Source organism: Dendronalium phyllosphericum CENA369 (assembly GCF_016056275.1).
In the GTDB taxonomy this organism is placed as follows: Bacteria; Cyanobacteriota; Cyanobacteriia; order Cyanobacteriales; family Nostocaceae; genus Dendronalium; species Dendronalium phyllosphericum.
In genome coordinates this window covers 35,229-50,399 of sequence record NZ_JAECZA010000023.1, presented here as the reverse complement: position 1 = coordinate 50,399, position 15,171 = coordinate 35,229, and the positions used below count along the sequence as shown (strand labels likewise).

Annotated in this window: 8 protein-coding genes; 1 reads left to right on the top strand and 7 read right to left on the bottom strand. The window is 37.2% G+C overall.

Translation table 11 applies throughout. The features are described from left to right. Positions 1 to 38 precede the first annotated feature (38 nt). Positions 39 to 1,793 (bottom strand): GTPase, encoded by a 1,755-nt coding sequence (locus tag I8752_RS08435; protein ID WP_214431856.1) that lies wholly within the window; start codon positions 1,791 to 1,793, stop codon positions 39 to 41. A gap of 83 nt (positions 1,794 to 1,876) precedes the next feature. Next, entirely contained in the window at positions 1,877 to 4,387 is a 2,511-nt protein-coding gene (locus I8752_RS08430) for a GTPase (protein ID WP_214431855.1), read from the bottom strand. A gap of 349 nt (positions 4,388 to 4,736) precedes the next feature. On the opposite strand from I8752_RS08430, the gene I8752_RS08425 reads away from it, so the two are divergent. Continuing rightward, positions 4,737 to 5,171 (top strand): hypothetical protein, encoded by a 435-nt coding sequence (locus I8752_RS08425; RefSeq protein ID WP_214431892.1) that lies wholly within the window; start codon positions 4,737 to 4,739, stop codon positions 5,169 to 5,171. 185 nt (positions 5,172 to 5,356) lie between these two features. On the opposite strand, the gene I8752_RS08420 is transcribed toward I8752_RS08425, so the two are convergent. The 5 genes from I8752_RS08420 to I8752_RS08400 all read right to left on the bottom strand — a co-directional run bounded on the left by I8752_RS08420 (position 5,357) and on the right by I8752_RS08400 (position 15,063). After that, the gene (locus tag I8752_RS08420) at positions 5,357 to 8,905 is read right to left on the bottom strand and encodes a TIR domain-containing protein (protein ID WP_214431854.1); all 3,549 of its coding nucleotides are present in this window, start codon (positions 8,903 to 8,905) and stop codon (positions 5,357 to 5,359) included. 82 nt (positions 8,906 to 8,987) lie between these two features. Further along, positions 8,988 to 11,036 (bottom strand): NACHT domain-containing protein, encoded by a 2,049-nt coding sequence (locus I8752_RS08415; RefSeq protein ID WP_214431853.1) that lies wholly within the window; start codon positions 11,034 to 11,036, stop codon positions 8,988 to 8,990. A 3-nt stretch (positions 11,037 to 11,039) separates the two neighbouring features. Beyond that, the gene (locus I8752_RS08410; RefSeq protein WP_214431852.1) at positions 11,040 to 12,299 is read right to left on the bottom strand and encodes a pentapeptide repeat-containing protein; all 1,260 of its coding nucleotides are present in this window, start codon (positions 12,297 to 12,299) and stop codon (positions 11,040 to 11,042) included. Positions 12,300 to 12,335: 36 nt separating this feature from the next. Then, positions 12,336 to 13,736: a formylglycine-generating enzyme family protein gene (locus I8752_RS37225; RefSeq protein WP_225895523.1), complete on the bottom strand. Its 1,401-nt coding sequence runs from the start codon at positions 13,734 to 13,736 to the stop codon at positions 12,336 to 12,338. A 13-nt stretch (positions 13,737 to 13,749) separates the two neighbouring features. After that, a complete protein-coding gene (locus I8752_RS08400) occupies positions 13,750 to 15,063 on the bottom strand; it encodes a glycosyltransferase (protein WP_214431887.1) in 1,314 nt (437 codons plus the stop codon). Positions 15,064 to 15,171: the final 108 nt, after the last annotated feature.

Here is a 15,171-nt window from a genome sequence, read left to right as displayed (position 1 = left end):
AACTTTCATCTATGCAACTGAAGGGATGTTTTACTGCTTTAAATTTCTGTATTATCTCTCACCTTGCTAATGTAACGAAGAATAGACTCGAAATTGTGACGAATATCAGCAAGTTGTTTTACCCAAGTGTTAGAAGCAGCGATCGCGCTTTCTTCCTGTTGACGTGCCTCTACAATTTGTCTATCAAGTTCACCATACACTTGTAGTTCGACTTCAGCGAGAAATTTTTCTATTTGATTTTCAAGATTTTTTGCAATGACAACAAATTGACTTCTAATATCTTGGCGGGCTTCAGCCATCTTGTCTTGTCTTTCTGTTTCTTGTTGCATGGAATGAGCATCCAAGCCAGCGCCAACTACTGAAAGTACAGGGCCAAGGAACATAGTAAAATTAGCAAGGTCTTTAGCAATACCAACGGCTTGCCAAGGCTTAAAATCTACTCCAACAAATTTTCCTACACCGTAAACTACATGATGGAGGTTACTACCTGCTACATTCGTGGCATTTAAAAAGCCTTGGCTACCGGAAGCTACTCTACCAGCAGTAAATTTATCCCAATGAACCCCTAATATATCACCAATTTTTTGTAAAGCTTCAACTTGACCTTGTAGACGCTCAAAATTTATATTATTATCAATATTTCTTGTAGATACTCTATGAGTATTTTTTAAACAATTAATGAATGTTTGAGTCAGATCGCTTTGCAATACTTTTTTCACTTCTTGACTAATATCTTCAACAGCTTCTTCTACGATTTTCTTTAGCTTTTCTGTAGCGGTATCATAGTATTTTTGCACATTAAATTCTGCCGTTATAATTAGTTGTTCAAACTCCTCTTGAGTCACTGTTCCTACAGAATAAGCTAACTTAATTCCTTCTTTAACAACTCTAGAAGACACTTCTAAAGCTAAAGTATTAAATTTTGTTCGCAAGCGTTCTCTTTCTTTACGTACTATTCGAGATAAACGTGTCAGAAGTTCTAAAAAAGTAGCATCTTGATTGGAATTACGTGTAAAGTTTAATTGGGCCTCATCTACAGATGCTAAAACTATTCGTACTGGTGTATCAAAACGAGCAAGTGCAGCACGGCGTTCGACAAAATTGTTAAGTGAATCAATAAAACTTTGGAAACGACTAATTTCGAGAAGAAAATCGTCGCCTTCATCTACGCCGTCACAATAATCCTTCGCATCGATAAAACAGACTGGAAATTCATCAGTACTATAAGGGTGAAGTGCCTCTGCCAAACTCTTACGATAATTAGTAATTTTTTGTGCTTCCTCTCCTGCTTCATCAGACATTTTGTTAATAAGTAGCATCATTTTCCAGCGATAACCTTTTTCATAAGCTAGCTTTTTGAAGTTTTCTACTGTAATTGAATCAAAAAGCATATAGGTAAGACTAAAAATTAATAAATCAGCTTTATTAATTGCCTCATACGTAATTGCATCATGATCTTTACGATCTGTAAATAGTCCTGGTGTATCTATTAATTTGATACCGTTCCAGTCATATATAGTAGTTAAATCAGTTGCAATATCAGAATCTATTTTAATATCACGTCTTCCTGTTAATGCAGAAATTGTAGTAGATTTACCTGCATTATATTGACCGACAAAAGCAACTGTAATAATTCCACTTTCTCGATATTTTTTTACTTCATTGCGTAATTTACTACGAATAATTGAAAATTCAGGATGATTAGCTTGAGCTAATATCTTATCAAAATCAATACAATTTATTTTAAATTTGTTAGCTACATCTGCTGCATTAAATACTGGTTGCTTATTCATGATTGTTCCATTCCTATTATACTTATATAGTTTGAATTAATTTTTGCTAAAACTTTATAGAAAATATATCTAGAATTGATATTTTATTTGGATGGATCTATCAAACTAATATAAACATTTTCTTGTATTATTTGATTAATTTCTTCTTGTATTTTCGTCTGCTTAAATACAGATTTGACTTGAATTTTTATATTTCGTCCAAAATTACGTTCTACTTTAGAAATAGTTTCAATAATACATTCATCTGTTAATTGCTCGTATTTATCACTACACCAGTCAGTTATTCGTTTTGCGTAAGCACGATTGAGATAATTAGCAGAACTGTCTAATTGATTTTTAGTTTTTGCAAGTTGATTATTTATTTTTTCTATGCCTTGAATTAATTCATTAAAATAACCGTTGATATTAAGTGCAACAGCATCACAATAACAAGAAAATTCTTCTTCTGCTTTTGATAGTGTTTTCTGTTGATACTCTTTTAATTGTTTATTTAGAGATTGACTAATTTTTTCTGCTGCTTCACGTTGTTTCTCTTTCTGAGATTTGAAAAAATTAGTAATTCCACTAATAATAGTACCGATGACCATAATAATTCCAAGTGGAGGCGCAGCAAAAAGCATTGTGATACTTGCGGCAATGCTTATGATAGCAGCCCCAATACGTAGCATATCTTTAAAATTTATGTTAATATTTTTTTTGAAATGAAAATTTCCCTCTACTAACCTAGCCATTAATTGCAATTCAGTCCCAATTTCTTCTAGTAATTCTTCAACTTCATGATTAAACTTTTTTCCACTTTCTTCAAAAGCATTATTCAATCTGTCTTGAAATTTTAATATTTTTAGTTTACCTTCCCATTTTGATTTCATTTGATTTTCATCGTTATCCCAATTTTCTTCTGCAAAGGGTTGAATTGTATCGAATATATCTTTAAAAACTGTATTAATTTTTTCTATTAAGTATTCTTGATTGCTTATAGATGCTTTGGCGATTTCCTCTTGAAATTTATTACGTATACTTTTCAAGTTTTTGGACAAGTTTTGATAAGCTTGTAATTGTTGAGTTACCCATTTGTTAGGAGCTTCAATTGCACCAACTGTAGAACCGAGTAAAGTTTGCGATCGCCTAATTCCTCCATGTTCAACTAAAGATACTCGAATAGCATCCAGGAAATCTTGTATGCGGCTTGCTTTAAATAGTTTGCTTTTATTTTGTTGATGCTCTGACTCTCGTGACATTTGTGCAGCCAGAAGCATTACAGGAATAATATCAAAGTAGTCGTTAGCATAATGCTGTTTGGCATAGCGACGGATGCGTTCAATGTGTCCACCTAAACCACTTGCACTATCCATTACAAACAACTTATTTGAATCTTTTAAGAAATGTTCTAACCTTCGAGTGTCTCTCAAATTATTTTTAACGTTAAGTAATATAATTAAGGGTTTGGCTTTTTCTTTTAAAAGTTGCAAAAATTTAAATTCTGTTTCTTGAATGCTATCATTTGTGACTACATAACAAATAACATCAGATTCATCGATAATACTCTCAGCAATTTCTTCATCACTTTTACCTCCAGGCGCACCAATTCCAGGAGTATCAATGATACGAATATTTTTCCACTCATAAACCCGATTAAAACGAGTAGTACGCTGTTTACCTACACCGATAGCGTCCCAGCCATCACCTGTAATAATTGCGTGGAGAGTGCTTTTGCCTGCTTTAGTTTTACCTATGAAAGCTATGCTAAAATGCTTTAAAGCACGTTGTTTTGCGCGTAGCGATTCATGTACTCCTTCAAGCTCTTTTAGAGCTTCAACTATTAAAGCATTCCTGGTACTTTCAAGCTGTTTTGCTACTTCCTTCGCAGTGTTAGCTTGTCCTTGACTACTTGTTTTTTGCTGTATCTCTTCAGTATATCTTTTAAGATTTTTAGCTAATACTCTAAGAGCAGAATAAGCACTTTTTAGGGAATTTTCCGCAAATTTATAATCTTCAGTTGCTACAACTGTACATTGCTGGATAGCATTTTCATATTCAGGCCCTGCTAATAATATTTCTTTCCGCAATTGGTCAATTTTACGTCCAACATTATCAGGAGCAACTTTTGCTAAATTATCTACTAATGCACGAGATAAAACCGAATCTATCCCCTTTAAAAGACGCGCGCCAACAGATAATTCAGCTTCATCTCTATTGTTACTAATGAGTTTAGCTCTACCAAATTTTTCGGTTTGTTCAAGCAACCTTTCGATTTCTAAATTCGACCAGTTCCAAACTTTTGCAATATGTTCTATCATCTCCCGTTCTAAAGGGGAAAAATAACCATCAATATAGGCAATAGCTAACATCTGTCGCATTGCCTCACTTTGCTCACCTTGTTGAATTTGACGTGCTACATTCTCAACAGATATAAAGTTTTCATCTTGATTCAATATTTTCTCCATTTCTTCAATGGTATGTATTCCCATGTTTGCTTTCTGTGCTAACTCTCGTAGCGTCTTTGCTTCCTCGCTATGAATTTGCTCATCAGCACATACCATATGTGTAAGGAGTAAAAATTGGTAGTTTATTTGCTCAGAAATTAGCCGAGACATTCTTACCCTAAGTGTTAATATAAACTCAGGTTAAGCAATAAATATTGCTATTAGCCTCAGAAATTATACTTAGCTTCTGTTTAAGAATTTAAATAATCTTATCTACGATTTTGGAGAAGCTTACAATCACCCATATTAACTGAATAATGAGTAATTACTACTATCCTTTGGGATCATTTACGTGATGCGATAGAATTCGTTCTCAAGCAAGCAGCGTCCTAATAAAAGTGGCTATAGCTATAGAATATCAATTTTGAATTACAAAATTTAAAAACTTTGGATACCAATATAATTGCAATGTCGTTCACATTGTCATGCAAATTTTTAGGAAAAAATATGTTCGTATTTCTTGAATATTTCGTATTCAACGGAATCTTTTTCCCAAAACCACACAGTTATCACTTCTCCCATGCAGTTATTTTCGCTTTCTTATAGTTTAATAGTAGTAGAAATACCTGCTTGTACCCCACAGTTTCGGTTAAACGCAGAGATTCAACGTACAGTCAGGCAATGTTGGGAGAATGTGTCAGGGGCGATTGCTGATCTTAAAGAAGCGATACGAACCTGGAAAGGAATCAAGTCACCGGAAGCTGTATTTGTCGCAGCTTGTAAGGAAGGGAGGAAGTCGGAGTCAGCACAGGCCAAGTCTGGTGTGAGCGTTTGGTTTGAATGGGCAAGGAAGGAGAGGATTGTAATTGGGATGTCGGGGGAAACAGTGTATACGCCGGATGGTAAGGCGGTGGCGGTAGCGGAGATGATGCGGCGGTATCCGGTGGAGGGGTGAGTACGTTTATATAAAGGATAAAATTGCTTTAGAGATTGTAATTAAGGGGTCGCTGAGGAAGTTTTTGCAATGAGGTTGTATAGTTTTTGATGAGTATCTGATGGAATGGAAAACAAAAATAATATCTTAGCTAAATTTACAAACTAGCCCTAACTATTTATCTAAGTTTGACATTAGTTTTCATTCTAAAAACTTAACTCACTGTGCCATGCCTTAAAAAAATATGGATAGGGTAGGTGATGAGAGATACTCCAAAGAATTTTATGTAAAGCTATCATTGGCTCTTGAACTCCAACAGCAAGATATGTAATTTTTGTATTGTGTTTATCAGGAGAATTATTCAAGCAGTATTTTAGCTGTTTAACCAATTGTAAGCATAAGCTTAAAGGTATAGTTGATAAATAATCATATAGAATAATCTCTAAACACCAAGCAGCCTTTTGGCGGGTATTTTTGTCATTATTATTACACATTATATTAATTAGATTATTAATAGTTTGACCTATGTCTTTACTTAACGTTAAACCTATCTGAGATAGTTTATTGTTTATATCTTCATCAAAAGTTTTTTGAACACCTTCTAATTTATCTGTTTCAAAACCACTTCCAATAATTCCGTGCTTTTTAAAAGATTGAGATATTAAACTACGGATTATATCACTATAATGCTGTTTAGATAAAACTTTTAAAGTTAACTGAGCAGTATTATTAGTGGGATCTAATTTTAGCAAACTGTATGAAGCAAAATAAGCTATATCTTGCTCATCCATAAAAATAAGTTTATTTTGATTAAAAAAATTCAATTTAATCAAATTTTCTAAAGCATCAATTACTTTTATATTACCAATGTTGGCTCCACCTAGACTTTGAATCGCAATTATAGGATATTCTTCTGTATTAAGTACATCAATTAAGCTATCAATAGCGTAGGAATTACTAGAGTCTAGCTTTAATAAACTAGATAAAGTATAACATTTAGTATCTTTAAATTTCGTTGTTTGAGCCAGTCGAGTGAGAGCATCAATTAGTTGCAAATCTCTTATTCTTAATTCACCTGCTAGTTTTGCAGCATCATGTTGAACTATAGTATCCTCTGAACTTATGAGAATAGCTAATTTATTCGATAATACTGATGGGTTCATCTCTTGAAGCGTTTTTCTGGCAGCAGCAGCAAAAGGGTTATTGAATATTTCTATTTCATGAACGCCTTGCCTAAAAACATTTTCAATTACTTCTTTAGTCCGACTAAAGTGATAAAATTCACCAATGCCTACAGCTACTAGCAAATCTGCACGATATCCATACAAATTTATATCGCTACAACCATCTTCAAAATCTGCAAGAGCATTCAGCAATTGTTCTTTTTGTTCATCCAGTTCATTTTGAGGATCTCTTCCTAACCATAGCAGTAAAACCTCTTTCCACTGTGGCTCAAAAACTCTATAATTAGCATCTAAGTGACTCGGATTTTCAGGAATGTGATTGAAAAAATAATGCCAATCATTTATTACTGAGGCTGCAAAATACTCCTGAAAAGTCGGATGGAAAAACGCATACACTGATTTTCTATGATTTTCTGCCTCTACACCCACTTTGTTTAGCCATCCCAACCGTAACGCTATCGCAAATAAGGAATCTATATCATCTGGATCACCCAAATACTCGCATACAAATTCCTGCCGGAAGCGAAACCGCATTGCTTCTTTATCAATAGCATCTCGCGCCAATTCACCTAAAGCCACATTTAAACGCCTGCATTGCTCCCTTGTCTTCGCAGATGGCTTTTTCTCCCACTTATAAAAATCCGCGACAAATTGCTCGTACAACTGTGCTTTAGTCTGAGGTAAATTACCCTCACCTAAATACCAGATGAAACACAATAATGTTAGCCTTAATGGGTTCTTTACTAAATCTCGAATCCTTTCCTTCGCTGGTTCCCTTAACGCCATACACAACTGCTGTCCTGTCTGAATTTCTGCTGGCGATTGGGAGCTAAAAAATTTGCAAATAAACTCCTCTACTTGCTGAGGATAGGAAAAATCCAAGGTTCGGTAGTTATCAAAGGACTCCAGCAGATCGTTAATGCCATTGTCCCAAAGATTTAAGCGACAAGAAAGTACAATCCGCGCCTGTTGTAGCAAGCTCCCTTGGCGAATCTGCCGATTAATATCTTCTAACGGGTTGCCTTGCACTTCATTAACCCCATCCAGTACCAGCCACACTAACCCTCGGTTAAATTGTGCTACAAAATCATCTTTAACCAAAGTAGATGCTTCAGCTTGTCTAGCTTTCCTGGCCACTGCTTGCAACCATACCTCTAATAAATATGATTCCAGGTCATGCGATCGCAGATCAGCCAGAGACACCCAAATCACAACAGACTGCTCTATCTGCTTCGATACCCATTTAGCTACTTGCTGCAATAAGGTTGTTTTTCCTGCTCCTGGTTCTCCGATAATCGCAATGCGTTTTCCCTGGCTTTTGGGGCTTTGTCTGTCTCTTAGTACCTGCTCTAAAAATTGTTGATGCTGAAATGTTTGTGTAATTTCTGTTTCGTGATAAAGTTCTGAACCTTTCTCTGGTGTAACATCCTCTTTTCGCCGAGGTTGCTTTTTACGCTCTACCAGTCCCAATGGTACATACACCTGATCGGTTCGGTAGGTAATCCCCTCGCCAGATGTTAGCGGATTTGTTGTCAGTCGCAGATGCTCATCTAACAGTGAGGAGCTAACTTGATGCCAGTCAATTCCTAAGCTCTCAACTTCTTCTAAAACTTTTTTGGGTGGGATTTCTCCAGGCTTTTGCTCTAACTGTGCGCTACTCTCTGGTCTTTCTCCAGTTATCCCCCACACCAACAAATCTAAAGCAGCCTTGTCTTCAACTCCATTGGTAAAAGCAACCCACCTTAGCTGCTTCAAAAACACTAAATCTTCGGGTAAATTGTTTACTCCAGGTAGCAATATAGGAATTACAGGGATTTTTTTCTCAACGCACTCTGCTATGAATGCCTTTAACTCCCAACTCTGCCAACGCCCTAATCCTTGTGAACCAATGAATATAGCCGCAGACTTAACCAGTGGAATTGCTTGTTGTATCTCATCTTGAAATGAACGCCCTGGTGGAATTTGTTCTTCATCTAGCCAAGGCTTTATATTTCGCTGTTTGAGTGCAAGTGCGATCGCTCTGACTTGAGGTTTGTCTTGGGTATTGTGCGCTAAGAAAACATCAAACTGAGTCGTTGACGCATTCCTTCTTAAAGCTCCAGGCTGCATAATTGCGTTGCTTTTGTCTTCTATTGGCGAAGGTTCAACGTCTATACTTGTATTGGCTTTTGTCTGTTGATTATCAAGTTCTAAAAGCTTTTGTTCAATTGCAAGCAACTTGTCACCAAGTTCTTGTAATGTGCGCTCCTCTGCCTGAAGCTGTTGTTCATACTGAAATTTGCGGGATGGGTCTGTTTCAATTACCCATGCGTTTTGTATCCTTTCAACTTTCTGCCTTTGCAGCGTGTAAGCTTTTTCCAGTGAGTCTCGTTCTTGCTGCGATCGCTCTTTTTGCTGCGGTGATGAGGGTGTATTATTTGGTGCTGCCTGCTGCTGTCCAAGGTGAATATTGTATACGTTACCGCCCATTTGCCCGACATTTACTGTCTCAGCATTAATTAATCCGTCACCAAATTGGGCATTCTGCAAATTATTGTTGGTGACTTTCTCCGGTTCTTCTGAATCTGGCATGGATTTGCTTGGGCAGGCTTAAGCATGGTTACTGTAAATAATATCACCCTTGTTTTTTAGGTCAACAGATGCAAATTCTTTCTTAATCTCGCTTGAACTCCATTTGGGCAAAGTGGTCTTGCAGCAGCTTGTGGATGAAGCGGTAGCGGCCGCCGACACGCTGGAGCAGCATACGCTCGGTGCAGTAGTCGAGAAAACGGGCGTAGTTCCAAGGGATGTAGCCGTTGAAGTGGAGGATGAGGCGCAAGACGAAGTGCTGAAGGCAGGTAAAACCACCACAAAGTAACCAAATAGCCAAACCACTGGAAACAGCAAATTTTAAACCGCTAATAATAGCTACATTTATTAAAGCTTCAGTGGTTCCCATAACATAAACATCAGGTTCATCAATTTTTATCAAATTATTCCCTGGAAAAACTATATATATTAAACTCCATGTTATTCCTAGTATTAATCCACTAAACATACTATATATTATCGCATTCTTAAATGAATTTATAATTCCTTGATTTGGTATAAACTTTATTTCAAATTCTTCCTTTATCAAACTTAAAAATATTCCAAAAATTAATCCACTTGAAACGCTAAAAATAATTGTTAAAAATATAGTCAGTACTGCCCAAAATACCAGAAATGTTAAGATATTAATATTTTTGATTCCATCAATTGCTATTGCTATATATAGGGCAAATAAAAAACTATATAAAAATCCACCAATAGCACCTATAAATGAGCCTAGTTTACAACCAACTATTAACCTGTTAAAGGAAAATTTTATTTTATCAGCCAATTGTATTGTTTCAGATAAATTGATAATTAGGCTAATTACAAAGCCACTAACTAACCCAAAGTTTTTACCAAAAATTAATCCTACAATAAAGCCGCTAAATAACCACAAAGCAATTTTAATAGTGAAATAATATATGCGTTTCTGAGCGATGGTTTGGAAACAGCCAGCTTGTATATCATCAATGGAAAATTCAGTCTTTGAACTACTCTGCAAATACTGTGCTAGAAACGCCAGCCACCGTTGCATCCACTTTGTAACTGAAGCTTCCTGTTTACTGTACATCTGATTTACTAAACTTCGAGACATCATTTGTCGTATATATGCATTTAGTAAATATTCTAAGGGTGATATATTTGACGTTAAATTTATCCACCTTTCTGTTGCCAACTCTTCATAAGAGAGTATTATTATACTCAGCATTAATGGTTTACGTACTAGTTCTAGTAATGTTGTATCAGTTTGTAAAAATTGCCAAAGCTGCGTTCTATTTAAATTAGCCAAGTAACTTTTAATTTGGTGATAGCTAAGTAATCGTAAGCATATTGCACCATTTAGTTGAAGTCTTTCGTGATAGTTAGCATACTCCTCCCAACGGCTACACACCAGTAAATACTTTGGACGGTAATCGCTTTGTAAAAATTCATTAATCTTTCTTACACATGGTTCCTGACGTACTGGCTCCAATTCATCTAAACCATCTAACATGGGTAGTAACTTAGCATTATCCAGCCACTTACTACTAATATCCTTTCGCACCCCATATTTCGATTTTAATTCTGCTACTAACCAATCATGTATCAACTGTCTATCATTCTTCCAATTCGAGAGGTTAAATAGTACCGGAATAGGGTAATCAGCTTTTTTTTCTGCCCGTGTAATCAAGGCTTTTGCTAAATCTAATGTTGTAGTAGTTTTACCAGCACCAGGATTACCTAAAATTAACAACTTACCTGCAATTTCTTCCTGGTCAAAAATTTCTAAAATTGTTGTCGTATCTAGGAGAGGTTCAGCAGGCTTTAAACCAATTTTTATGTCAGCATCCCAAGGTCGCTTTACCTGCTGAGGTTGTGACTCCTTACCCAAATTAATCAGCACGGCATTGTGTAGAGATTGTTTTAACCGTGCAGTCACTTCTTCCTTGACTGCGGCTAATAATAAACGCTCATTCTTTGGTCTAGCTGGATTACCTACTGGTGTTGTCTGCTGCCCGAAGAAAATATTCCAAATGTCCCCGCCGATTCTGCCAGCATTAACATTCTCAGCATTAATAAACCCGCCGCCAAACTGGGCATTGCGTAAGTCATTGTTATTGACTTGCTTCGGATCTTGGGAGTCAGCCATGGGTCAGCTTGAGAAGTCTTCAGTGTCTTTGTTTTGAATGTTACCACCGATTTGCTGTGCGTCAACATTAATCGCATCCACCATACCGCCTGCAAACTTAGAATTTATTATATTGGTGTTAGAAATTTTCCTAGGATTTTCTGTTAGTGCTTTTTGAACTGACCCTTGTTGTTCTACTATGTCAAACAGACGATTAATTTGTGCTTCTTGTCTGACAATTACTGCATCTTTATCTTGAAGTCTTGCTTGGTATTGTGCTTCTAATACTTTAGCTGCAAATTCATATCCCTGCATAAATTCGTTATGGATTTTCGCTTTGTCTGCATCAGGGGTAACAGCTATTTTTACTAAAACAATACCATCACTTATAAGTTCAATAGTTGTAACTATAGGATATGTACTTTGATTTTCAACTTCTACTTTTTTGAATGAATATGCGAAAGCATCCCAATCAATGCCGTTGCGAAAGATTAGGTCTACTGTTTCTAAGGATTTTTGGAACAGTTTAGCAAATTCTCCAGGAGCGAAATTACCACTATTGGGGCGGCGTTCTTGTTGTTTTTGGTCGAGGTAGATGTAGTCGCAAACTATTGCATCAAGATTAGTAAAAGCATTAATTCCCCAGTCTTTTATACAAGATCCAGTTAGACAAGCACCTCTTAAATTTGCATCATATAAGCTTGTTTGTGTTAAATCAGCTTCAAATAAATTAGCTTTTGCAAGATCAGCCTTTCTTAAATTTGAGCGATAAAGGTTTGTTTTACTAAAGTTAGCTTCTCTTAAATCTGCCTCTTCAAAATTTGTACCAGTCAGACTTATGTTGCTAAGATTAGTTCCTTTCAAGTTAGTAAGAGAAAAGTTTGTATCTGAAACGAAAGCTTTTTTAAGGTTAATGTCTATAAGTGTAGCACCATTAAAATTTGTATTAATAAGATATGTTTGTGTTAAGTTTGCTTTAGTAAGATCGGCTGCTACAAGTTTTGCATCATTAAGAGTTGCTTTACTCAAGTCAGTTTCTATCAGTTTTGTGTCTTGATATTTATTTGAGCTAAGTATAGCTTTATGAAGGTAAGCATCATGAAGATTAGCTCCACAAAGTTCTGCTCCACTAAAGTTAGTCTCTTCAAAATTGGCTTTTCTCAAATTAGCATTATTCAGTTTAGCTCCACTCAAATCAGGTCTTACTTTAGGATATTTATTTCTCCACTCATTCCAAACTTCAACTCCCTGCCTCAGTATTGCTAAATGCTCCTCATTCGCCATCTTCAGCTACCCCCTCTGCTCCCTTTAACCAACAAACTATTCGGCTTCCTGCCATTCATCTATTGAAGCCAACAGTATATTCACTAAAGGATGGTCGATTAGATCTTTAAATGCCTCCGTTCCGCCAGCCTTTAACGCACCTATCACCCGTGCTTTTAAAGTTGGGTTACTCTCAATCTCATCAACTGCTCTAGCCACAACACTCATTTTCTCTGAAGTAGTTGCAGTCGGGTATGAATGGCTCAGTTGGTTGAGAAGCTGCTGAATCTCTGCTGCGGCTTGGGCGAGGTTCTGACGCTCCTCAGTGTTGTAGTTGGTGATGTTGCCGCCGATTTGCCCTGCATTTACAGTGTCGGCGTTGACTAGACCGCCTGCGAATTGAGCATTTTGCAGGTTGAAGTTAGAGGTTTTGTTACTCACACGTTGTTGGTTGTTATCACCTTGAACGTTGTTGATATCGCCACCAATACGCTCAGCGTTTACTGTGTCAGCATTAATCAACCCACCACCAAACTGAGAATTGGGTAAGTAGTTGTTAGAGATTTTTTTAGAATCTGTCTCTGATGCTTGCCTGCGAGTATTATCTTGTAAACTGGGATTATGTTGCGGACTAGCAGTGAAAATATCACACACTACTCGAAGACCAATATTAGAAAAGCGGCTGTTAGGTTCACGAGAGTTTCGATGGGCGGAACGGCAGTAAGCTGGAACGTAACGCCAAGAACCACCTCGCAGTAGCCGTAGACTATTATTTTCAGTAGTTAACCATGCACCACCATTTATAGGCGCTCCTTGATAATCTGTTTGCCAATGATCGGCGCACCATTCCCAAACGTTTCCATGCATATCGTAAAGTCCATAAGCATTCGCAACCTTAAAGCTACCTACCTCTGTTGTTTGTGCCCGATAAATTCCTTTTGTCCCTCGACCATAAGAACCTGACCATTTTTCTTTTTCATTATCCATACCTCTATAATTGGCAACATCAGTTGTAATTGTTTCACCAAAATGAAATGGTGTTGTTGTGCCAGCACGACACGCATATTCCCATTCTGCTTCACTGGGTAGACGGTAATTTCTTTTTGTATGGGCAGTCAAGCGATCGCAAAACTCTACTGCATCGTACCAGGACACTCGCTCTACAGGTCGCTTATCCCCTTTAAATTCTGACGGGTCAGGTTTTAGTTGTCTACTGATCTGCGGTAGTGCTGCTACTGCTCTCCACTGCTCTTGAGTGATTGGATACTTGCCTATGCAAAATTGCTGAATGTTTACTGAATGCTGAGGGGTTTCTGAATCATAACGCTCTAGTTCATCTTTTGGGGAACCCATCAAAAAACTACCCCCAGGAATCAGCACCATCTCTAACCCAATATCATTACCCAAGTTTTCTACATAGTATTGTGCTGTTTTTTGTGTTCGGTTTATAACTATCATTGGCATTTATTTATTACTCTAGTAAAGGCGGCTTTTTAACTGTCTGTTCCAATAAATGGGTGTAAAGTTCGCTGAGTTGAGATACTACAACATCCCAGCTAAATCTGGTTTCTACACGCTTTCTGCCAGCTTTACCTAATTCATCTCGCCACTCTGGATTCAACAAAATTCGGTCAATGGCAGATGCAAAAGCAGCTACATCTTGAGGTGGTACTAACAAACCTGTTTCTTCGGGAACTACTGTAAACTTAAGTCCACCGACATCACTAGCTATCACTGGCGTACCACTTGCCATCGCTTCAATTGCCACAAGGCCAAAAGGTTCGTAGTGGCTGGGTACAACGCAAACATCCGCGGCAGCGTAATAAGTTGGTAAAATTTCCTGACTAAGAAGACCAGGAAGGGTGGTAAAGTCACCCATTCCCAATTCGTTGACAATTTGTTCAATGCGAGCGCGCTCAAGTCCGTCGCTATTACCAGGAGTGCTACCACTACCAATGATTAACTTGAGGTTGTTGGACTCCCGTAATTGAGATTCATTGACTGCACGCACTAATGTTTCTATACCTTTGCGTGGATCAAAACGACCGACATACAATACAACTTTGGTTTCTTTGTCGATTCCCATTAACAATCTAGCTACTTCTCGTGTAATCGAGCCAAAGTGCTGAATATCTGTACCGTAGGGAATGATATCAATACTGCCTTTGGTAGAAACTAGCAATCGCATATTTTGTTTTTCCTGCGGACTCGTAGCTACAATTCGTTCTGCGGTTTCCAATATTGCCTTCTCTATAGCTAAACGCTGAGTAGCAATTAAAGGAATATTTTTTATAGTCCTGTACTCAATTGCTCCTAAAGAATGGTATGTGTTAACTTGTTTACTCCCTTGAATTTTCTTCAACTGCATACCTACCCAGCTAGAGTGCCAATAGTTGGTGTGAACTATCTCATAAGTGATGCTGTTTTCTTTTTGGAATTTCAGCAAATTCTCCACAAATTCTGGCAAGTAGCCAAAAAGATTATCTTGCGGTATAAACTCTAGTGGACCTGCTTTGAAACGAATAGTTCGACAATTTGGACTGTGTTGAACGATCGCGTCTTGCTCCGCACTCACTTTACGGGTAAATATATCAACTTGCCATCCCAATTGGGCTAGTGCTTTACCTACGTAATGGACATAAATATCTTGTCCTGCTATCTCTCCTGCCCCAATGTTATCTGATGCCGGATCTCCCTCAATTGATATTAGAGCTATCCTTTGTCTTTGGCTTCTTGGGTTTTTTAGTTGCTGTACTGAAGTAAAGCCTGTATCTTCCTCAATCATGATGGTTGCGACTTCAAATGTAAATTCTTGAAGTTGCAAGATTTTTAGGAGCTGTACTTCTGGTTCAGTTACAGAAATATATTTATCTGCTAATGCAGCATACTTACC

Excerpts from the sequence above, each read along its gene's own strand:
- I8752_RS08435 (WP_214431856.1), bottom strand. The coding sequence starts at position 1,793 with ATGAATAAGCAACCAGTATTTAATGCAGCAGATGTAGCTAACAAATTT.
- I8752_RS08400 (WP_214431887.1), bottom strand. The coding sequence starts at position 15,063 with ATGATTGAGGAAGATACAGGCTTTACTTCAGTACAGCAACTAAAAAAC.
- I8752_RS08430 (WP_214431855.1), bottom strand. The coding sequence starts at position 4,387 with ATGTCTCGGCTAATTTCTGAGCAAATAAACTACCAATTTTTACTCCTT.
- I8752_RS08420 (WP_214431854.1), bottom strand. The coding sequence starts at position 8,905 with ATGCCAGATTCAGAAGAACCGGAGAAAGTCACCAACAATAATTTGCAG.
- I8752_RS37225 (WP_225895523.1), bottom strand. The coding sequence starts at position 13,736 with ATGATAGTTATAAACCGAACACAAAAAACAGCACAATACTATGTAGAA.
- I8752_RS08410 (WP_214431852.1), bottom strand. The coding sequence starts at position 12,299 with ATGGCGAATGAGGAGCATTTAGCAATACTGAGGCAGGGAGTTGAAGTT.
- I8752_RS08415 (WP_214431853.1), bottom strand. The coding sequence starts at position 11,036 with ATGGCTGACTCCCAAGATCCGAAGCAAGTCAATAACAATGACTTACGC.